The 19,097-nt window shown below is 58.5% G+C and carries 21 protein-coding genes; 12 read left to right on the top strand and 9 right to left on the bottom strand.

The features are described 5' to 3' along the window. Positions 1 to 351: 351 nt before the first annotated feature. Entirely contained in the window at positions 352 to 3,435 is a 3,084-nt protein-coding gene (locus GWQ22_RS01440) for a transglycosylase domain-containing protein (protein WP_275929263.1), read from the top strand. Positions 3,436 to 3,522: 87 nt separating this feature from the next. On the opposite strand, the gene yjgA is transcribed toward GWQ22_RS01440, so the two are convergent. Next, positions 3,523 to 4,047 carry a ribosome biogenesis factor YjgA gene (gene yjgA, locus GWQ22_RS01435; RefSeq protein ID WP_042039120.1) on the bottom strand — a complete coding sequence of 175 codons (525 nt, stop codon included), beginning with the start codon at positions 4,045 to 4,047 and terminating at the stop codon, positions 3,523 to 3,525. A gap of 113 nt (positions 4,048 to 4,160) precedes the next feature. Between yjgA and pmbA the strand changes: the two genes are divergently transcribed. Beyond that, a complete protein-coding gene (gene pmbA / locus GWQ22_RS01430) occupies positions 4,161 to 5,504 on the top strand; it encodes a metalloprotease PmbA (RefSeq protein WP_042039119.1) in 1,344 nt (447 codons plus the stop codon). A gap of 92 nt (positions 5,505 to 5,596) precedes the next feature. On the opposite strand, the gene murA is transcribed toward pmbA, so the two are convergent. From murA to mlaF, 7 genes are read right to left on the bottom strand one after another with little or no spacing between them, the layout of a single operon-like run. Then, on the bottom strand, positions 5,597 to 6,853 hold the full coding sequence (gene murA / locus GWQ22_RS01425) for a UDP-N-acetylglucosamine 1-carboxyvinyltransferase (RefSeq protein WP_275929262.1): 1,257 nt from the start codon (positions 6,851 to 6,853) through the stop codon (positions 5,597 to 5,599). 16 nt (positions 6,854 to 6,869) lie between these two features. After that, on the bottom strand, positions 6,870 to 7,127 hold the full coding sequence (gene ibaG / locus GWQ22_RS01420; RefSeq protein WP_005306001.1) for a BolA family iron metabolism protein IbaG: 258 nt from the start codon (positions 7,125 to 7,127) through the stop codon (positions 6,870 to 6,872). Further along, entirely contained in the window at positions 7,127 to 7,399 is a 273-nt protein-coding gene (locus GWQ22_RS01415; protein WP_042039116.1) for an STAS domain-containing protein, read from the bottom strand. Before GWQ22_RS01415 ends, ibaG begins: the two co-directional genes overlap by 1 nt. Then, entirely contained in the window at positions 7,396 to 8,028 is a 633-nt protein-coding gene (gene mlaC, locus GWQ22_RS01410; RefSeq protein WP_042039114.1) for a phospholipid-binding protein MlaC, read from the bottom strand. The genes GWQ22_RS01415 and mlaC overlap by 4 nt, the downstream gene beginning before the upstream one ends. A 9-nt stretch (positions 8,029 to 8,037) precedes the next feature. Further along, positions 8,038 to 8,517 (bottom strand): outer membrane lipid asymmetry maintenance protein MlaD, encoded by a 480-nt coding sequence (gene mlaD / locus GWQ22_RS01405; RefSeq protein ID WP_042039113.1) that lies wholly within the window; start codon positions 8,515 to 8,517, stop codon positions 8,038 to 8,040. 7 nt (positions 8,518 to 8,524) lie between these two features. Next, on the bottom strand, positions 8,525 to 9,304 hold the full coding sequence (gene mlaE, locus GWQ22_RS01400) for a lipid asymmetry maintenance ABC transporter permease subunit MlaE (protein ID WP_042039111.1): 780 nt from the start codon (positions 9,302 to 9,304) through the stop codon (positions 8,525 to 8,527). Continuing rightward, complete coding sequence (gene mlaF, locus GWQ22_RS01395) at positions 9,304 to 10,104, bottom strand: phospholipid ABC transporter ATP-binding protein MlaF (protein WP_275929261.1); 801 nt, start codon at positions 10,102 to 10,104, stop codon at positions 9,304 to 9,306. Before mlaF ends, mlaE begins: the two co-directional genes overlap by 1 nt. 207 nt (positions 10,105 to 10,311) lie before the next feature. Here mlaF and GWQ22_RS01390 point away from each other — a divergent pair, with 207 nt between their 5' ends. The 10 genes from GWQ22_RS01390 to npr all read left to right on the top strand — a co-directional run bounded on the left by GWQ22_RS01390 (position 10,312) and on the right by npr (position 17,135). After that, positions 10,312 to 11,307 (top strand): KpsF/GutQ family sugar-phosphate isomerase, encoded by a 996-nt coding sequence (locus GWQ22_RS01390; protein WP_275929260.1) that lies wholly within the window; start codon positions 10,312 to 10,314, stop codon positions 11,305 to 11,307. Then, entirely contained in the window at positions 11,307 to 11,861 is a 555-nt protein-coding gene (kdsC, locus tag GWQ22_RS01385; RefSeq protein WP_275929259.1) for a 3-deoxy-manno-octulosonate-8-phosphatase KdsC, read from the top strand. Before GWQ22_RS01390 ends, kdsC begins: the two co-directional genes overlap by 1 nt. Further along, the gene (gene lptC, locus GWQ22_RS01380; protein WP_042039103.1) at positions 11,858 to 12,418 is read left to right on the top strand and encodes an LPS export ABC transporter periplasmic protein LptC; all 561 of its coding nucleotides are present in this window, start codon (positions 11,858 to 11,860) and stop codon (positions 12,416 to 12,418) included. The genes kdsC and lptC overlap by 4 nt, the downstream gene beginning before the upstream one ends. Next, positions 12,405 to 12,941 (top strand): lipopolysaccharide transport periplasmic protein LptA, encoded by a 537-nt coding sequence (lptA, locus tag GWQ22_RS01375; RefSeq protein ID WP_275929265.1) that lies wholly within the window; start codon positions 12,405 to 12,407, stop codon positions 12,939 to 12,941. Before lptC ends, lptA begins: the two co-directional genes overlap by 14 nt. A 3-nt stretch (positions 12,942 to 12,944) precedes the next feature. After that, the gene (gene lptB / locus GWQ22_RS01370; protein WP_042039100.1) at positions 12,945 to 13,670 is read left to right on the top strand and encodes an LPS export ABC transporter ATP-binding protein; all 726 of its coding nucleotides are present in this window, start codon (positions 12,945 to 12,947) and stop codon (positions 13,668 to 13,670) included. 65 nt (positions 13,671 to 13,735) lie between these two features. After that, positions 13,736 to 15,175 carry an RNA polymerase factor sigma-54 gene (locus tag GWQ22_RS01365; protein WP_275929258.1) on the top strand — a complete coding sequence of 480 codons (1,440 nt, stop codon included), beginning with the start codon at positions 13,736 to 13,738 and terminating at the stop codon, positions 15,173 to 15,175. A 21-nt stretch (positions 15,176 to 15,196) separates the two neighbouring features. Further along, positions 15,197 to 15,484, top strand: coding sequence for a ribosome hibernation promoting factor (hpf, locus tag GWQ22_RS01360; RefSeq protein ID WP_042039097.1), 288 nt, complete (start codon positions 15,197 to 15,199; stop codon positions 15,482 to 15,484). 2 nt (positions 15,485 to 15,486) lie between these two features. Beyond that, positions 15,487 to 15,933 carry a PTS IIA-like nitrogen regulatory protein PtsN gene (ptsN, locus tag GWQ22_RS01355; protein ID WP_212514163.1) on the top strand — a complete coding sequence of 149 codons (447 nt, stop codon included), beginning with the start codon at positions 15,487 to 15,489 and terminating at the stop codon, positions 15,931 to 15,933. 42 nt (positions 15,934 to 15,975) lie between these two features. Next, positions 15,976 to 16,842 (top strand): RNase adapter RapZ, encoded by an 867-nt coding sequence (rapZ, locus tag GWQ22_RS01350; protein ID WP_042039092.1) that lies wholly within the window; start codon positions 15,976 to 15,978, stop codon positions 16,840 to 16,842. Positions 16,843 to 16,862: 20 nt separating this feature from the next. Continuing rightward, positions 16,863 to 17,135 (top strand): PTS phosphocarrier protein NPr, encoded by a 273-nt coding sequence (gene npr, locus GWQ22_RS01345; RefSeq protein WP_005331359.1) that lies wholly within the window; start codon positions 16,863 to 16,865, stop codon positions 17,133 to 17,135. 18 nt (positions 17,136 to 17,153) lie between these two features. On the opposite strand, the gene GWQ22_RS01340 is transcribed toward npr, so the two are convergent. Further along, a complete protein-coding gene (locus GWQ22_RS01340) occupies positions 17,154 to 19,058 on the bottom strand; it encodes a PTS sugar transporter subunit IIA (protein ID WP_275929257.1) in 1,905 nt (634 codons plus the stop codon). Positions 19,059 to 19,097 lie beyond the last annotated feature (39 nt).

Below are 19,097 nucleotides of genomic sequence, written 5' to 3'. Positions count from 1 at the left end.
CTTGATCAGCTGTTGGGTGAGGGTGCCGAGATCTTTTTCAGACTTGATGTCTTTTGCCAGCTCAGCGGCGAGTGCTTTGAGTTTGTCTTGGTCCATTTGCTTACCCACGAAGGTATCCTTTTGAAAAAATTACTTATTCGTGGGCGGTTACACAATTGGATTTACAGGCTCCCGGTGTTTTGTTTTCCGCCATCAGCTCGGATCTCTTCGCGCACCGCAACAATCGGCTCCCCTTTTTATAATCGCCCTGTTACCATCACTATAAAGCGGTCAATAGTTTTCAAACCATTGACTTAAAAAGACTAAGCTTGAGTGAAACACAATAAATTGCGCAACCATGGTGGGGCTGATATGGGCGCATCAGAACAGACGAATTTGAACAACGTGGCATCTCAGGATTCATCCGTCCCACGCGCGGACGGCAAGTACAAGCGCAAACGTCGTCCTTGGTGGCGCTGGTTGTTCTGTTTTCTCTTTTTGCTGTGCCTGGCTGCTGTGATCGCCCTGGTTGGCTATGAGATGCAGACGTCCAGGCTGCAGTCGCAGGAGATCTCTCGCTATGCTGCCAAGCTGACCTATCAAGTCGAGCCGGGTCCCAGCAAACAGATAGCCTTCCCCGACGATGGCCCCTTCGACAAGCGGCTCGGTTACGTGCTGCTACCCATGATGCAAGAGCGCTTGTTGCAACGGGGTTATCAGGTCAGCGAGCAGGTGCATTTTTCCGATTCACTTTATGACTACGCCAGTCGTGGCTTCTTCGTTCCCTATACAGAGAAGGTTCAGGCCGGACTGACGCTGCATGACTGCCGGGCCGAGCCCTTCTATCAGTTCAAATATCCGACCCACTATTATCCGGATTTTGCTTCCATCCCACCGCTGGTCATACAGTCGCTGCTGTTCATTGAGAACCGTGATCTGTTGAGCAACGAGCAACCGCTGGCGAACCCTGCGGTAGATTGGCCCCGTTTTGCCAAGGCGGCCATGTCCCAGGTCGGCAAGGCGCTGGATATGCAGGATCAGTCCGCTGGCGGCAGCACCTTGGCCACTCAGGTCGAGAAGTATCGCCACTCACCGGACGGTCTGACGCTGTCTCCCACCGAGAAGATCCGCCAGATGGCCTCGGCCAGCGTGCGTGCCTATCGCCTGGGTCCCAAGACGCTGGAGGCTCGCAAGCTGGTAGCCTGGGCCTACCTCAACTCGGTACCGCTCTCCGCCGCCCCCGGCTATGGCGAGGTGCATGGCTTGGGTGATGGCCTCTGGGTCTGGTTTGGTGCCAATGTGGACGAGGTCAATCGTCTGCTGGATCCGGCCCGCAACCAGGATGCGCCACTTGCAGAGCAAGGGCTTGCCTTGCGTCAGGTGGTCTCGCTGATGATTGCTCACCGTCGCCCCTCCTACTATCTGGCACAGGGACGTGATGCACTGGCGACCCTGACCGACAGCTATCTGCGCCTGTTTGTGCAGGAGGGGATGATCACGCCGCCATTGATGGAGGCTGCTCTCAAGGCCAAGATCGGTTTCCGCGACTTTCTGCAGTCCCCCGCGATGACCAAGGTCAACAACAACAAGGGTCTGCAGGTCGCGCGCACTCGCCTGAGCCGTCAGCTCGGGGTGCAGTTGTATGATCTGGACCGGATGGATCTGACCGCAGACACCAGCCTTAACATGCCGCTGCAAAACGAGATTTCTCGCTACCTGCAACAGCTGGCAGACCCCGCTATCGCTGCCCAGGTCGGTCTGTTTGGTGAGCGCCTGCTCTCGCCGGAGAAGACGGGGGACGTGCGTTACAGCTTCACCCTGTTCGAGAGGTCGCCGGAAGGCTTCAAGGTACGGGTGCAGACTGACAACACAGATCAGCCGTTCGATATCAACGAGGGCAGCAAGCTGGAGCTGGGATCTACCGCCAAGTTGCGGGTACTGACCACCTATCTGGAGATAGTGTCCGAGTTGCACGATCGCTATGCGGACATGTCGGCGGAGAGCCTGCGCAAGATCGAGGTATCAAATCAGGACAACATCAGGCGCTGGGCTGTCTCCTATCTGATGACTGCCAAGGACAAGAGCCTGCCACCTATGCTGGAGGCTGCGCTGGATCGCAAGTATTCCGCTAGTCCGAACGAAGGTTTCTTCACCGGAGGTGGCATGCATACCTTCAACAACTTCCGTCGTGAGGATAATGGTCGCATTCCCGCGATCCGTGATGCACTGCGCGAGTCCATCAACCTGCCGTTTGTGCGGCTGATGCGCGATATCGTGCGCTACAGCTTCTATCGGGAGGGCAACCGTGCCCAGCTGCTCAAGGATGACAAGGATCCGCGCCGTACCGAGTATCTGGCCAAGTTCGCCGATAAAGAAGGCCAAACCTATTTGCTGCGCTTCTGGCGTAAGTATCGTGGCAAGACCCCCGAGGAGCAGCTGGATACCTTCCTGGATGGTCTCAAGCCGAGCGCGGTGCGTCTGGCTGCGGTTCACCGCTACCTGATGCCGGAAGCTGATGAAGCGGCTTTTGCTGCCTTCCTGGCCAAGCGCCTGCCGCGTGACAAGCTGAGCGACCGGCGGATAGAGCAGCTCTATACCAGCTATGGTCCCGGCAAGTATTCGCTGCCGGATCAAGGCTACATAGCCCGTGTTCACCCGCTGGAGCTGTGGCTGCTCTCCTACCTCAAGGAGTTCGACAAGGCGACCTTTGCCGATGCGGTCGAAGCCAGCCGTGACGAGCGCCAAGAGGTATACAGCTGGTTGTTCAAGACCCGTCACCGCAGTGCCAGGGACAGCCGTATCCGCACCATGCTGGAGGTCGAGGCCTTCCTCGACATTCACCAACGCTGGGCCAGAGTGGGCTACCCGTTTGATCACCTGGTCCCCTCGCTGGCGACTGCCCTGGGTAGCTCTGGTGACAGACCCGCAGCACTGGCCGAGCTGATGGGGATCATCCAGAACGGGGGTATTCGTGCGCCGACCCTGCGTATCGAGCACCTCTCGTTCGCCAAGGGAACGCCGTTCGAGACAGCGTTTGAACCACTTCATACCGAAGGCACCCGGGTGCTGCCGGCCGAGGTCGCGACCGCGTTGCGCAATGCGCTGTCGCAGGTAGTGGAAGGGGGAACGGCAAGACGCATCGCCGGAGCCTTTGCCCTGCCGGATGGTACAGTCCTGCCGATGGGAGGCAAGACGGGCACGGGTGACAACAGGATCGAAACGGTCGGTCGTTATGGCAACGTGACCAGCTCGCTGGCACGCAACCGCACCGCGACCTTTGTCTTCTTTCTGGGGGAGGATCACTTCGGTACGCTGACCGCCTATGTGCCGGGCAGCCAGTCTGATAAGTTCCGCTTCACCTCTGCCCTGCCGGTACAGGTGCTCAAGGGGATGGCGCCACTGCTGATGCCTTATCTGCACCCCGGTACCCATACCCAGTGCATCGCGAGCAACTAGCGCGCAAAGTAGTATAAGAAACGGGGCCAATGTGGCCCCGTTTTATGCTGTGTCGATTGTTGCTCTCCATGCGGCGTGAGCCATCACTTACAGCAGGTTTTCGATTTCACCGCGCAGGTACTGGTACATTTCGCGATAGGCGACGGGCGGTTTGTTCAGTTCCCGTTCCTTGTTGGCGGAACGGATCAGCTGACGCAGCTTCTGGCGGTCCAGCTCATGAAACTGGGACATCAGCTCGTTCAAGGCGCTGTCACCCTCGCTGATCAGGCGCTCACGCCACTGCTCCAGACGATGCAGGCGGGCATTCACGGTGGAGTGGCGGTTCTTGATGATGGAGAGCGCTTCTTCGATCGGTTCGATATCACGGCTGCGCATCAGACGGCCGATGAACTGTAAATGGCGACGGAAGGACTCATCTTTCTTGGGCTTGAGTTTGCGGCCCAGCTCGACGGCATCTGCAAGCTCTTCATCCAAAGGGATTTTTTCCAGCTCGCTGTGGCTCAGGGCGACTATCTCCGCGCCCAGTTTCTGCAGCGCTTCCGCATCGCGCTTGAGCTGGGTCTTGCTGGGGCCCCAGTCTTCCAACTCGTTGTCGTCTTGATATTGACTCATCGGTCTCTTGATTCCTGTCATTCACGTTGGTGGATATGTTACCAGCTTCTCCCGCTGGGCGCAGGGGTCTGATATGCTTAGCCCCCTTTCCTTCCTTCATACAGATGTGAGTTATGGATCAGCAAGACCAAATTCGCCAGGATCAAGCCCATCTCGAGGCCGTCGTTGCCGAGGCACTGGAGATAGCCAAGGGACTGGGGGCCTCGCTGGCCGAAGTCTCCATCAGCAAGCAGACCGGGTTGTCGGTGAACACCCGCGGTTGTGAACTGGAAAGTATCGAATTCAACAAGGATGGTGCCCTTGGCATTGCTGTCTATCGAGATGGCTGCAAGGGATCTTCCTCGACAACCGATCTGGGTAAGCCCGCCATCCGCGCCGCCGTCGAAGCCGCCATGGAGATAGCCCGCCACACCTCGCCCGATGACTGTGCCGGCCTGGCTGATGCTGGCCTGCTGGCCTGGGATGCCCCCGATCTGCAACTGTGCCACCCCATAGAGCTGGATCCACAGCGCGGCATCGAGCTGGCCATCGAGTGTGAGCGACTGGCGCTCGGTCGTGATGCCCGCATCAAGCATTCCGACGGGGCCGGTTTTTCCAGCCACCTCGGCATCAAGGTCTATGGCAACAGCCACGGCTTCGTCAAAGGCTATGCGGCGTCACGCAACTCCCTGAGCTGTGTGCTGATCGGCGAGCAGGATGGCGACATGCAGCGGGATTACGGCTACTCCTCCAGCCGTACTCTCGACGGGCTCTGGAGCCCGCAGCGTATCGCTGACGAGGCGGTGGAACGCACCGTCTCCCGCCTCGGCGCTCGCAAGATCTCCACCCGTCATGCTCCCGTGCTGTTTCACCCCGACACGGCTGCCGGCCTGTGGGGCCATCTGGTGATGGCCATCAGCGGTGGCAACCTCTATCGCAAGTCGAGCTTCCTGCTGGACAAGCTGGGCAAGCAGATCTTGCCCGAGTGGCTCACCATTCAGGAGTTCCCCCACCTGCTGGGCGGGCTGGCCAGTACGCCGTTCGATGGGGAAGGGGTCTGCACCCGCGACATGGACATAGTACGCAACGGCGAGCTGATGAGCTGGCTGCTCACCTCCTACTCGGCCCGCAAGCTGGGACTGACCACCACGGGCCATGCCGGTGGTATCCACAACTGGCAGGTCTCCAGCACGGGTCAGAATTTCCAGGAGATGCTCAAGGAGTTGGGCACTGGCCTGCTGGTGACCGAGCTGATGGGGCAGGGGGTCAATATCGTCAATGGCGACTACTCCCGTGGCGCCGCCGGCTTCTGGGTCGAGAATGGCGAGATTGCCTACCCGGTTGAGGAGATCACGATAGCTGGCAATCTGACCGAGATGTTCAGCCATATAGTGGCGGTGGGCAGTGACGAGGATGAGCGCTCCAGCCTCAAGACCGGCTCCGTGCTGGTCGAAAACATGAAGCTGGCGGGCCATTGATCCCCTCTTGGTTCGCTCTGAACTGATGCAATGAAAAAGGCCCCCTCGCCAACGCGAGGGGGCCTTTTTATCAGCCTGCGATCAGGGCGCTATCAGCCCTTGATGCGTTCGATGCGGCCACCCAGGGCCTGCAGCTTGTGCTCTATGTCTTCGTAGCCACGGTCGATGTGATAGATACGGTCGACTATGGTGGAGCCTTCGGCCACGAAGCCGGCCAGTACCAGACTGGCGGAGGCGCGCAGGTCGGTCGCCATCACCTGGGCACCCTTGAGTTGCTCGGTGTCACGGCAGATGGCTACATTGCCCTGCAGTTCGATGTCTGCGCCCATCCGTACCAGTTCAGGTACGTGCATGAAGCGATTCTCGAAGATGGTTTCTGTGACCATGCCGGTACCCTTGGCGACAGCGTTCAGTACGGTGAACTGTGCCTGCATGTCGGTCGGGAAGGCCGGATAGGGGGCTGTCTTGATGGTGACAGGCTTGAGGGTACGACCCGTCATGTCGAGGCTGATCCAGTCAGCACCCTTCTCGATCAGTGCACCCGCTTCCTCCAGCTTGACCAGCACGGCTTCCAGCAGGGAGGGATCTGTCTTGCGGCAGGTGATCTTGCCGCCGGTAACCGCTGCGCCCACTAGGAAGGTACCGGTTTCGATGCGATCAGGCTGCACGCTGTAGTCGCCACCGTGCAGGCGCTCGACGCCATCGATGGTCAGGGTGTCAGTGCCTGCGCCCTGGATCTTGGCGCCCAGGGTGATGAGGAAGTTGGCCAGATCGACCACTTCCGGCTCACGGGCGGCGTTTTCGATCACGGTGCGACCTTCTGCCAGGGTCGCGGCCATCATCAGGTTCTCGGTACCGGTGACGGAGACCATGTCCATCAGGATGTGAGCACCCTTGAGGCGACCATCGACACGGGCCTTGATGTAGCCATCTTCGATGGTGATCTTGGCACCCATCAGCTCCAGGCCGTGGACGTGGAGGTTCACCGGACGGGCACCGATGGCGCAACCGCCGGGTAGGGAGACATCCGCAGCCCCGAAACGGGCGGCCAGTGGGCCCAGCGCCAGGATGGAGGCGCGCATTGTTTTCACCAGATCGTAGGGGGCGACGTGGTTGTTCACTGCACCGGTCAGCACGGTCACGTTACCGTTGACCTTGGTGGTGGCGCCCAGCATCTCCAGCAGCTTGATGGTGGTACCCACATCTTTGAGGCGCGGCACGTTGGAAAGGTGGATCTCCTCATCACACAGCAGAGTGGCGAACAGGATAGGCAGGGCGGCGTTTTTGGCGCCAGAGATGGTCACTTCGCCGTTGAGAGTACAACGACCATCAATTTTAAATTTGTCCATTTACTTAGATACCAAATCAGGAGGGCAATAGGAATTTACGTTCGCGCTTCCACTCGGCATCGGTAAAGGCCTTGATAGAGAGTGCGTGAATGGCATTGCTGGCGATCTTGTCCATCAGCGGGGCATAGATGGCCTGTTGCTTCTTGACCCGGCTCATACCGTCAAACATGTCACCGACGGCGATCACTTGGTAGTGACTACCGTCCCCTTTGACATGGACTTCGGACAATGGCAGAGCCTCGAGGAGTATCGCTTCAATTTCAGAGACTTGCATTATGCGTCCTCAGTTGTGAGCGGGGTTGACTGAAACAGTCCGGCCACCCCGTACAGGTTGGCCAGGGTATAAAAATCAGTGGAGGCGCCCACCAGTTGCGGTGTAGCGCCTCGTGCCAATGCGGCCTTGGCCCATTTGACCAGCAGGGCCAGCCCGGCGGAGTCCAGAGTGGTGACCTCACTCAGCTCGAGCCGATCTTCCTGCCACCAGTCGGCGCGGTGTTGCCACAGTTCAACGACCTGGGGGGCCTGCAGCTCGCCGCTCAGTCTCATGACTTAATGACCAGCGGCTTGGCATTGTGGGCGCGCAGCTGGGCGATCACTGCATCTATGCCGTTCCGGCGAATGAGGCCGCCCAGCTCGTTCTGCTTGGCAGAAAGCAGGCTGATCCCTTCGGCGACCATGTCGAAGGCTTTCCATTCGCCGGTCTTGTTGTTCTTGCGTAGCTTGAACTCGAGGAATATGTCCGGTTTGCCGGTCTCTTTCACGCTGACGTTGACGGCGGTGATGTTGCTGTCACCCGGCGTATTGCCCGGCTCGATCTTGATGGTCTGCTTGTCGAAGTGGGCGAGCGCATCTGCGTATGAGCTCACCATGTACTCGGTGAATACCTCGACGAAGGCGTCACGCTGGGCCGGGGTGGTCTGCTTGATCTGGTTGCCGAGCACCTTGTAGGCGGCGAAGCGGTTGTCCACGTAGGGCAGCAGCTCTTCACGTATGATTACCCGCAGGTGATCCGGATTGCTCTTCACCAGGGACTTGTCCGCCTTCAGGCGGGCAAAGGTCTGCTTGGCGGCTGCGTCCACCAGAGCATAGGGATCGGTGGCATTGGTGGCGTGAGCGACCAGGGAAAACAGCATGCTGGTCATCAGGCCCAGCAGCAGGGCGATCTTCTTGAACATGGTTACTCCTTACTTGGTGTCGGAAGACTGGCTGTAGAGGAATTTGCCAATCAGTTCTTCCAGCACAATGGCGGATTTGGTGTCTTCAATCATGTCGCCATCCTTGAGCATGCTGGTCCCCATCTCCTCGTCGGTGAAGCCCGGCATCAGGCCAATGTACTGTTCCCCAAGCAGCCCCGAGGTCAGGATGGAGAGGGTGCTGGTTTCGGAAAACTCACCGGCACTCTTTTGCATCTGCATGGAGACGACAGGCACCTGGTTTTTGGTGTCCAGAGTGATGTCGCTGACCCGACCGACGACGACGCCACCGACCTTGACGGGTGAACGTACTTTCAGGCCGCCGATATTATCGAAATGGGCGCGCAGGGTATAGGTTTCTCCTTCCGGTTTGAAACTCAACCCTGCTACTTGCAGTGCCAACGCCAGAATGGCACCGATGCCGGCCAGCATGAAGGCGCCAACCAGGAATTCTACTTTGCTGAACTTCATCTTTACCTTATCCAAACATGACTGCGGTGAGTATAAAATCCAGGCCGAGCACGGCCAGGGAGGAGTGGACCACGGTACGGGTTGTGGCCTGACTGATCCCGGCCGAGGTCGGCTTGGCATCATAACCGTTAAAGAGCGCAATCCAGGTGACAACCAGTGCGAAGATCACGCTCTTGATCGCCCCTTGCATGATGTCATCCTGCCAGTCGACGGAGGCCTGCATGGCGGACCAGAAGCCCCCTTCGTCAACCCCCAGCCAATCCACACCGACCAGCTTGCCGCCGAAGATGCCGATCAGGCTGAACATGAAGGCCAGCAGCGGCATGCTGATGACCCCGGCCCAAAAACGGGGAGCCACCACCCGGCGCAGCGGGTCCACCGCCATCATTTCCAGGCTGGAGAGCTGCTCGGTGGCCTTCATCAGGCCGATCTCGGCGGTGAGGGCCGAACCGGCGCGGCCGGCAAACAGCAGTGCCGTCACGACCGGGCCCAGTTCCCGCAACAGGGAGAGGGAAACCAGCGGGCCCAGGCTCTGCTCGGCGCCGAAGTCCTTCAATACGTTGTAACCCTGCAACGAGAGCACCATGCCGATGAAGAGACCTGATACCAGTATGATGGCAACGGACTGTACGCCCACCACATACAGCTGCTGAAGCAGCAGGGGGAAGTGCTTGCGCGGCTCGGGTTTGCCCGCCAACGCATGAAACAGCATGATGGTCGCGCGGCCGATGGAGCTGATGACACGCACTCCGACCCGGCCCAGCTTGCTTACTTGGCTTATCAACATCACAGATCCTGTAGCAGGTCGCCTGCCGGAAAATGGAACGGAACAGGACCGTCGGGCAATCCTTGCAGGAACTGCTCGACTTCGGGATTGTGCTCCTCGCGCAACTGATCCGGCGTGCCGTGTGCCACCACCTTGCGGTTGGCGATGATATAGGCGTAGTCGGCTATGCTCAGCACCTCTTTCACGTCGTGGGTGACGATGACGGAGGTGATGCCGAGGGCGCCGTTCAGTTCCTTTATCAGCTTGACCAGCACCGCCATTGTGATGGGGTCCTGGCCGACGAACGGCTCGTCATACATGATGAGGTCCGGGTCCAGCGCGATGGAGCGTGCCAGCGCTGCGCGGCGGGCCATGCCGCCGGAGAGTTCGGACGGCATCAGTTTCGCTGCGCCACGCAGACCGACTGCCTGCAACTTCATCATGACGATGGTGTGGATCAGCTCCTCCGGCAGGCCGGAGTGCTCCCGCAGCGGGAAGGCGACGTTGTCGTAGACCGTCATGCCGGTAAACAGGGCGCCGCTCTGAAACAGCATGCTCATCCGCTTGCGCACCTCGTACAGGCGGGAGCGGGAGAGGGTGGGAATATCTTCCCCGTCAAACAGGATATGACCGGACTCAGGTTTGAGCTGGCCGCCGATCAGCCGCAGCAAGGTGGTCTTACCTATGCCGCTGGGGCCCATGACCGCAGTGACCTTGCCACGGGGAATGGTCAGGTTGATCCCGTCGTATAACAGCCGATCTCCGTGACTGAAGGTCAGGTCGGAGATGGTGATCAGGTCATTGTTCAAACAATTGTCCATCCGGTGTAAATGAAGAGCGAATTTTATGGGCTAGTCTAGGTCTAAGCAACAGCAAGGAACAACTATTGAACAGCCTGGCTTCCCAAAAGCGCGACAGTTTTTTGTAACCAATTGTGCTTCTTTTAGGACCGAGAAGTATCCGATTCGCTTATCTCGACAGACTTTTTTATAATCCCGCAGCAAATTTCGGCCCGGAGCTGTGCCTTTATGTCTGTAAAGTCTGAAAAAGTGTCTGAACTGTTCGATTTTCGTCGCAGCGCCCGTACCGTGCTGGACATTGAAAAACAAGCGATTGATGGACTCTATCAGTACCTGAATGATGCCTTCGATCAGGCGTGCAACCTGGTGCTGCGCTGCAGTGGCAAGATAGTGGTCACCGGCATGGGCAAGTCAGGTCATGTCGGGAGCAAGATTGCCGCCACCCTGGCCAGCACCGGTACCCCCGCCTTCTTCCTTCACCCTGGCGAAGCCAGTCATGGGGATCTGGGGATGATCTCCAGCGGGGATCTTATCATCGCCATTTCCAACTCGGGCGAGAGTGACGAGATCCTGGCCCTGCTGCCGGTGCTCAAGCGCCGTGGCATCCAGTTGATCTGCATGACAGGCAACCCCGCCTCCACCATGGCCAAGGAAGCGAACGTGCACCTGTGCGTGCGGGTCGAGAAGGAAGCGTGCCCGCTCGGGTTGGCGCCCACCTCCAGCACCACGGCCACGCTGGTGATGGGGGACGCACTGGCGGTTGCCCTGCTGGAAGCCCGCGGTTTCACTGCTGATGACTTCGCCCTTTCTCACCCGGGCGGGTCGCTGGGCAAGCGGCTGCTGCTGCGGGTCGGTGACCTGATGCACCGCGGCGAGCTGTTGCCCCGGGTGGGGATAGACGCCACCATCAGCCAAGCGCTGCTGGAAGTGAGCCGCAAGGGGTTGGGGATGACGGCGATCGTCGACGCAGCTGGCCAGCTGGCTGGACTCTTTACCGATGGTGACCTGCGCCGCATTCTGGATCTGCAAGTGGATATCCATCACACCCCGATCGCAAAGGTGATGACGACCAACTGTGTTACCGTAGGACCCGAGATGATGGCGGCAGAAGCTGTCAAACTGATGGAAACCAGGAAAATCAACGGATTACTGGTGGTGGATGAGGACAAGCGCCTGCTGGGCGCCTTCAACATGCACGACCTGCTGAAAGCCGGAGTAATTTGATGCAAAACGTACCGACCCTCTATGGTCCGGTGACGCGCAGCCAGTATGACAGGGCGGCGCAGATCCGCCTGCTGGTGTGTGATGTGGATGGTGTTCTCTCCAATGGCCTCATCTACATGGGCAATGATGGCGAAGAGCTGAAGACCTTCTGTACCCGCGATGGTGCGGGCATACGGGCGCTGCTAAATGCCGGGATCGAGATCGCCATCATCACGGGGCGCAACTCTCGCATCGTCAGCGATCGGATGAAGAGCCTGGGTGTGCAGCATCTGGTGCAGGGGGCGGATCAGAAGCTGCCCCACTTCGAAGCACTGCTGGCCAGGCTGGGACTGACGCCGGAACATGCCGCCTATATGGGGGATGACACCATAGATCTGCCGGTGATGCAGGCCTGTGGCCTCGGCATCGCTGTGGCCGATGCCCATCCACTGGTGCTGAGTCGTGCCGATATGGTGACCCGTCTTGGCGGTGGCATGGGTGCTGTGCGCGAGGTGTGCGACCTCATACTGCAGGCGCAAGAGCTGGGTGAGTATCAGCCAGAGGCCTCGGTATGAGCAGACAGACGCTGCTGTTCGCCCTGCTGTTTTTGGTGGCGCTGGCCGCCTGGCAGCTCGGCGATATCGAGCTGGTGCCGGAGCCGCCCACTGAGGTCGAGAACTATCAGCCGGACTTCACCGCCAAGAATCTGGTCACCACCCGCTTTGACGCCGATGGGCGGCGCACCGAGCGGCTGGAGTCCGAGTATGCGGAGTATTACCAGATCCTCGAACAGGCCACTTTCAACAAGCCGGTGGTCTACATGTTTGACAAGCAGGGTGAGGCCGAGTGGAAAGTCACGGCCGATACTGGCGTACTCAACACAGATGACAATGTGATCCTGCGGGACAAGGTGCATCTGGACGGTCTGCTGCCCACCTCCTTCATCTCCACGCTGGATACCCCCTATCTGGAGCTGGATCTGGTGACCCAGAACGTGAGAAGCAATCAAAAAGTCAGCATAGTAGGTAAGGATTTCCAGACCGAGGGCGTTGGCCTGAAGGGTCATCTGGAACGTCAATATTTTGAATTACTGGATCAGAGCCATGCCATCTATTTCAATGAAAAACGTTAATCTGGCCCTCGCGGCCCTCGCGGCCCTGCTGCTGTGCGGCACCGTGAGTGCCAAAGAGTCCGACTTTGCCGAGAAAGTCTACGTCGATGCCGTCAAGCAGGTGGCCGAGATGCAGGACAACCGTATCACCTTCGAGCAGAATGTGACTATCAATCAGGGCACCATCCAGATCAAGGCTGACAAGGTGGTAGTGACCCGTTCCGGCGAGAAAGGGGCCGAGGTGATGACCGCCTACGGTAAACCTGCCACCTTCTTCCAGATCCTGGATAACGGCAAGCCGGTCAATGCCCACGGCAACAGCATTCGCTACGAGCTGAAGAACCGGCTGGTGACCATCACCGGCAACGCTCAACTCAAGCAGGAAGATAGCGTTGTGAAAGGTGAGCTGATCCGCTACGACATCAACAAGCAGAAGATGATTGCTGAAAGCAAAGGTGGGCAGCAGCAAGTCAGGACTGAGTTCCTGCCAGCTCAGGTAGAGAATTTCGACAAGCCAGCCGATCAGAAGCAGCAGGGAAAATAAGCCATGGCAGTGTTGAAAGCAGTCGGCCTGCAAAAAAGTTACAAGCGCCGCATGGTGGTCAGCGATGTGAGCCTGGAAGTGGGTACCGGCCAGATTGTCGGGTTGCTAGGCCCGAATGGCGCCGGAAAGACCACCTCCTTCTATATGATAGTGGGGCTGGTGCAGAGCGATGCCGGTCTCATCACCATAGACGATCAGGATATCAGCCTGCAGCCCATGCATATCCGTGCCCGTAACGGCATCGGCTATCTTCCGCAGGAAGCTTCTATTTTCCGCCGCCTGTCGGTGTTCGACAACCTGATGGGGGTCATGCAGACCCGTAAGGGGCTGAGCCGTGAAGAGCGGGAAGACAATGTTGAACAGCTGCTGGAAGAGTTCAATATCACCCACATTCGCGACAACCTGGGTCAGAGTCTGTCCGGGGGGGAGCGTCGTCGGGTCGAAATCGCCCGAGCGCTGGCGGCCGAGCCGCGTTTTATCCTGCTGGATGAGCCGTTTGCCGGGGTCGACCCCATTTCTGTGATAGACATCAAGAAGATCATCCAGCATCTGAAAGATAGAGGCCTGGGCGTCTTGATCACCGACCACAACGTCAGAGAGACTCTGGATGTATGCGAGAAGGCGTATATCGTCAGTCACGGCAAGATGATTGCCGAAGGTGCTCCGGCCGAGATACTGGCAGATGAACAGGTCAAACGCGTCTATTTGGGCGATCAATTCAGTCTATAGTAAGGGGGCCTCTCTTCATTTCCTTTGACGATTGTCTCGCTGAACATAAGGATATCCCGACGTAGATGAAGCCGACATTACAGTTGCGTCTCGGTCAGTCCCTGACTATGACGCCGCAATTACAACAAGCGATTCGTCTGCTCCAGCTCTCCACTCTGGAACTCCAGCAGGAAATTCAGCAAGCGCTCGATAACAACCCCTTACTGGAGCAAGAGGAGAATGACGTGCAGGAGACCAGCCCGGAAGAGCCAGTCGATGCCAGTCAGCTCGACTCCAGCGATGCCATGGCCCAGGATCAGATGCCGGATGAGTTGCCGGTGGACACCACCTGGGAAGATGTCTACTCGGCCGGCACAGCCCAGAGCGCAGGCCCCATCCACGATGGGGAAGACAGCGTCTATCAGGGTGAAACCACCGAGAACCTGCAGGACTATCTACTGTGGCAGATGCGGCTCACGCCGTTTAGCGATCTGGATGCCGCCATTGCCCTCGCCATCATAGATGCCATCGACGATTCCGGTTATCTGACCGTCTCCCTCGAAGATATACAGGCGGCGGTGAGCAGCGAGGATGTCGAGGTGGAACTCGACGAGGTTGAGGCCGTGCTCAAGCGGGTGCAGCATTTCGATCCAGTCGGTATCGCCGCTCGCTCGGTGCAGGAATGTCTGTTGATCCAGCTTGGTCAATATGCCCCCGAACTGCCCTGGCTCAATGAGGCCAAGGAGGTGCTCAACGAGCACATGGACTTGCTCGGCAATCGTGATTATCGGACCCTGGCACGCAAGACCAAGCTCAAGGAGTGCGATCTCAAGGAGGTGCTGGATCTGATTCAGCAGCTGGAGCCCAGACCGGGCAATGGCATCATACAGAGCGACTCCCAGTACGTGATCCCGGATGTGACTGTGGTCAAGAAGGGGCCCAAATGGGTGGTTGAGCTCAATCTCGATTCTGCTCCACGCATCCGGGTCAATGAGACCTATGCCGCTATGGCGCGCCAGGCGCGCACCAGCCAGGACACCCAGTTCATCCGCTCCCATCTGCAAGAGGCCAAGTGGTTTATCAAGAGTCTGGAAAGTCGCAATGACACCCTGCTCAAGGTGGCCAGCTGTATTGTTGAGCAGCAACAGGGCTTTTTCGAGTATGGGGAAGAGGCCATGAAACCCATGGTGCTCAACGACATCGCCGAAGCTGTGGAGATGCATGAGTCGACCATTTCCCGGGTAACGACCCAGAAATACATGCATACGCCCCGTGGCATCTTCGAACTGAAGTTTTTTTTCTCCAGTCATGTGAACACCGAAGGAGGAGGAGAGTGCTCATCGACCGCAATTCGTGCGCTGATCAAGAAGTTGGTGACGGCAGAGAATCCCGCCAAGCCACTAAGTGATAGCAAGATCGCGGATTTGCTGGCCGAACAGGGTATTATGGTGGCGAGACGCACGATCGCAAAGTACCGTGAATCCTTGTTGATCCCGCCATCCAATCAGCGCAAACGCCTGGTTTAGGCAAAACAAAAGGATGATGTTATGCAAATTAACCTGACCGGACACCATGTCGAGATCACCGAAGCTCTGCGTGATTATGTGAATAACAAATTTGCCAAACTCGAGCGTCATTTTGACCACATCAACAATGTTCATGTGGTGTTGAGCGTAGAAAAACTGAACCAGATCGCCGAAGCCAAGCTGCATGTCAGCGGTGGCGAGGTGTTCGCCAATTCACAGCATGCCGACATGTATGCTGCGATTGATACCCTGCTGGACAAGCTGGATCGGCAGATCATCAAGCACAAAGATAAGTTAAATAAAAAATAACTATGCAACTTGAACACATACTGAGTCGGGACTGCACCAAAAGTGCGGTCCCTTGTACCAGCAAGAAACGAGCCCTTGAGATCATCAGTGAATTAGCTGCTGAGCGCTTGGGGACCTCTCGTCAGGCGTTATTTGAGTGCCTGCTGGCCAGAGAAAAGATGGGCAGTACCGGGATAGGTGCCGGTATCGCTATTCCCCACGGCCGGATCGGTGACGAGTTTGCGCCTACCGCTATCCTGATGACCTTCGCAGAGCCTATCCCCTTCGACTCCATCGACAATCAACCGGTTGACCTGCTCTTTGCCCTGCTGGTGCCGGAAAGCGAGTGCAAGCAGCACCTCAAGACCCTTTCCCTGATGGCATCCAAACTGGGTGACAAGGCGGTTTGCCGCCAGTTGCGTCAGGCAACCAGTGATGAAGATCTCTATCAGATCATGACCTCGGCCTGATATGCAGGCCCCCGTCATGACCCCAAGCGGTGAGGGAACAAGATGCAATTAATAGTGGTAAGTGGGCGCTCCGGCTCGGGCAAGACAGTTGCCCTGCGTGTGCTGGAGGATCTCGGTTATTACTGCGTGGATAACCTGCCGGTCAACCTGCTGCCCCAGTTGATCGTGTCGGTCGAGAGCCAGTATGACAAGTTGGCGGTCAGCATAGACGTGCGCAACCTGCCGGTGAGTCCGGACAAGCTGGAGACCCTGTTGGCTCAAGTGCGCAACGAGGGCCGGGTCGAATTTTCCAGCTTCTTCTTCGATGCGGAAAACTCCACCTTGCTCAAACGCTACGGCGAGAGCCGCCGGTTGCATCCTCTGTCGCGTAAACAGCTGTCGCTGGATGAGGCGATCCGGGAAGAGACCCACCTGCTGGCACCGCTCTCCTCGACCGCCGATCTGCGCATCGACACCACCAACCTCAGCATTCACGACCTGAGCGAGCTCATCAAGACCCGGGTGCTCGGCAAGAAAGAGAACGAACTGGTGCTGGTGTTCGAGTCGTTCGGCTTCAAGTACGGCATCCCCAAGGACGCCGACTTCGTGTTTGATGCCCGCTTCCTGCCCAATCCGCACTGGATCCCCGAGCTCAAGCCCTTTACCGGCAAGGATGAGCCTGTGGCCCGCTACCTATCCAGCCAGCCGGACGTGATGCAATTCATTTTGCAGATTGAGAATATGCTGGCGACTTGGCTGCCGCATCTGGAGCGCAACAATCGCAGCTATGTGACTGTAGGAATAGGTTGTACCGGTGGCCAGCACAGGTCCGTGTTCATCGCCGAACAGCTGGTCAGCGCATTCCGGTTGCTTGGCAAGAACGTCCAGATCCGCCACCGTACCCTCGACAAGAGTGCGCCGCATTATTGATGGAGCAATAGGGAGATCAGATGACCGTCTCAGCCTCGGTGGAGGTCAAAAACAAACTGGGCATTCATGCCAGACCAGCCATGATGCTGTTCGAGCTGGTGCAGGGCTTCGATGCCCACGTGCTGCTGCGCAACGAGGATGGCATAGAGGCCGATGCGGATAGTGTGATCGGCCTGCTGATGCTGGATTCAGCTCAGGGCAAGCAGGTGGAAGTGCAGGTGGAGGGCCCCGAAGAGGTGGAGGCGCTAGCTGCCGTGGTGGCGCTCTTCACCTCCGGCTTTAACGAGGAGTGAATCACTCCCCGCTCCGCTTCAGGAGCCGGTGGGTGCCAGCCCCTTGAAGCTGGCAAAATCCCGACAAGCCAGCAAATTCTTGCTGGCTTTTTCGTTCATCAGCGCCAGAAACAGGTCGTAGAGCGCCATCGCCTCTTCGTAGTCTGCCTTGCTGATGGCCAGCACGAAGATGAGGGTGGCTGTCTCGCCATTGCCCCAGTCGATTCCCTGTGGTGCCAGCACGGTATAGACCAGGGTGCGGCGCGCCAGCAGGCCGAGGGAGTGGGGCAGGGCTATGCCTTCCCCCAGCAGGGTGGAGACGATGCGTTCCCGCTCGTGCAACGAGCTTCTGAATCCGCTCTCCACCCGATCTTCTACCTCCAGCTGATCGCAGACCCGCGCAAACAACTGGCTCTGGCTGAGTGGCTCATGCACCACCATGAAGTGTTCGGCATCGAAGTATTTGTCGAGCAGGTAGGGGCGGGTGCGGTCGATCAGCACCAGCTTGCCGAGCTGCTCCAGCTGATACTGGGTCGGGAAGGGGGCGACTTGCACCACGGGCACGTTCTTCTCGCTCACCTTGACCGTGCTGATGACAAAGTCCTGCTCGATCCGCGCCAATCCCTCGTAATCTCGCACTGACTCCAGTGTCGTCAGCTGAAGCTGGGGATATTCCCGCTTGATGCGCGCCTCCAGCACCCGGAAGGTGGCGTTGCCGGCGTCGCACAGCAGCAGCGCCTGGGGACGACGGGTATAACCGATGTCATAGTGGCGTTCCAACCCGACCCCGATATGGATCACCAGATAACCTATCTCGTGATGGGTCAGCCGGTAGGGGGTGTGCCTGATCCACTCAGAGATGGCAGCAAGCGTGATGTCGTAGGCGAGGGGATAATACTGCTTGATGTGATCCGCCAGCGGATTGTGGCTGCCAATCTGGTATTTGACCCGCAGCAGCATGGCGCTGATATGGGTCTGCAGATCCGCGCGCAACTGCAGATCGCCGCGCAGATCATAGGGGTAGTGCTGGTGGATATAGGCAAGCAGATGCTCGACCAGCTGCTCGCTCTCGGCGGCCATGGCCGGGCTGAGCCTGGGCGTGTCGGCGGTGAGGCGGGCCTGGATCTGGATGGCGAGGCAGGTGATCTCCTCCTCTCCCGGTGGTGTCAAGGTCGGCAGCTCGGCGTAGATGTCGCGTGCCACGGTGGCCATGGCCTGGGTGATGTCGTCGCTGGCAAACTGGCGCAACTCGTGTCCTGCCGCCTGGCGCAACAGGGCGACGGCGCAGTAGATGGCGAGCTGCTGCAGGCTCTCGTCGGCGAGGCGTAGTTGGTGATGGCCGAGCTGGGCATGGATGTGATTGCCCACGACTTCCAGTGTCTTGCTGGGGCACAGGTTAGGCAGCAGGCTCTGCAACTGGTTGTTGTGGAGCAGCTCCTGATAGAGCAGCTGGGTCAGACAGGCCCGGATCGCCGTCTCGCTCCCTTGGATGCGCATACCCAGCCGTGGCTTGCTGTCGATGATCAAGCCAAAATGGGCGAGCCGCTCCCGTACTTCCGCCATGTCCCCCTGTAGTGCTGCCCGGCTCAGATACCAGGTATCCGCCAGCTCATCCAGCTTGATCCCCTGCTCAGCCGTCAGCAGCAGGATCTGCAAATGCAGCACCCGCTCGCGACTGGTGCGCGGCAGGCAGCTCTCCTGTTCCTGGGCCGCCAGCAACTCGTCAAACAGCCCCTGATTGTAAATCTTGAGCTGGTAGCCACTGCCGCGCTGGTGGATCAGGTGGGCGCCGTGGGTGGCAATCAGCTCGTTGAGGGTCGCCACGTCGGTGCGCACCGTGCGGGTGGAGACGTTGAGGCGGCGAGCCAGCTCCTCCTGGGGCAGCGGTTCGGCATGGAGTTGGGTCAGCAGTTGATGGAGTCTGGGGTGGGGCAGCCTGGTCATGAGGGGGCGGGACTCCTGTCGGGAAATAAAGGGTCAATG

The sequence above is a fragment of the Aeromonas sp. 1HA1 genome (assembly GCF_029237385.1).
Lineage (GTDB): Bacteria > Pseudomonadota > Gammaproteobacteria > Enterobacterales > Aeromonadaceae > Aeromonas > Aeromonas popoffii.
This window is presented reverse-complemented; position numbering and strand designations above follow the sequence as displayed.

Coding starts and splice junctions, on each gene's coding strand:
- GWQ22_RS01440 (WP_275929263.1), top strand. CDS start 352: ATGGGCGCATCAGAACAGACGAATTTGAACAACGTGGCATCTCAGGAT.
- yjgA (WP_042039120.1), bottom strand. CDS start 4,047: ATGAGTCAATATCAAGACGACAACGAGTTGGAAGACTGGGGCCCCAGC.
- pmbA (WP_042039119.1), top strand. CDS start 4,161: ATGGATCAGCAAGACCAAATTCGCCAGGATCAAGCCCATCTCGAGGCC.
- murA (WP_275929262.1), bottom strand. CDS start 6,853: ATGGACAAATTTAAAATTGATGGTCGTTGTACTCTCAACGGCGAAGTG.
- ibaG (WP_005306001.1), bottom strand. CDS start 7,127: ATGCAAGTCTCTGAAATTGAAGCGATACTCCTCGAGGCTCTGCCATTG.
- GWQ22_RS01415 (WP_042039116.1), bottom strand. CDS start 7,399: ATGAGACTGAGCGGCGAGCTGCAGGCCCCCCAGGTCGTTGAACTGTGG.
- mlaC (WP_042039114.1), bottom strand. CDS start 8,028: ATGTTCAAGAAGATCGCCCTGCTGCTGGGCCTGATGACCAGCATGCTG.
- mlaD (WP_042039113.1), bottom strand. CDS start 8,517: ATGAAGTTCAGCAAAGTAGAATTCCTGGTTGGCGCCTTCATGCTGGCC.
- mlaE (WP_042039111.1), bottom strand. CDS start 9,304: ATGTTGATAAGCCAAGTAAGCAAGCTGGGCCGGGTCGGAGTGCGTGTC.
- mlaF (WP_275929261.1), bottom strand. CDS start 10,104: ATGGACAATTGTTTGAACAATGACCTGATCACCATCTCCGACCTGACC.
- GWQ22_RS01390 (WP_275929260.1), top strand. CDS start 10,312: ATGTCTGTAAAGTCTGAAAAAGTGTCTGAACTGTTCGATTTTCGTCGC.
- kdsC (WP_275929259.1), top strand. CDS start 11,307: ATGCAAAACGTACCGACCCTCTATGGTCCGGTGACGCGCAGCCAGTAT.
- lptC (WP_042039103.1), top strand. CDS start 11,858: ATGAGCAGACAGACGCTGCTGTTCGCCCTGCTGTTTTTGGTGGCGCTG.
- lptA (WP_275929265.1), top strand. CDS start 12,405: ATGAAAAACGTTAATCTGGCCCTCGCGGCCCTCGCGGCCCTGCTGCTG.
- lptB (WP_042039100.1), top strand. CDS start 12,945: ATGGCAGTGTTGAAAGCAGTCGGCCTGCAAAAAAGTTACAAGCGCCGC.
- GWQ22_RS01365 (WP_275929258.1), top strand. CDS start 13,736: ATGAAGCCGACATTACAGTTGCGTCTCGGTCAGTCCCTGACTATGACG.
- hpf (WP_042039097.1), top strand. CDS start 15,197: ATGCAAATTAACCTGACCGGACACCATGTCGAGATCACCGAAGCTCTG.
- ptsN (WP_212514163.1), top strand. CDS start 15,487: ATGCAACTTGAACACATACTGAGTCGGGACTGCACCAAAAGTGCGGTC.
- rapZ (WP_042039092.1), top strand. CDS start 15,976: ATGCAATTAATAGTGGTAAGTGGGCGCTCCGGCTCGGGCAAGACAGTT.
- npr (WP_005331359.1), top strand. CDS start 16,863: ATGACCGTCTCAGCCTCGGTGGAGGTCAAAAACAAACTGGGCATTCAT.
- GWQ22_RS01340 (WP_275929257.1), bottom strand. CDS start 19,058: ATGACCAGGCTGCCCCACCCCAGACTCCATCAACTGCTGACCCAACTC.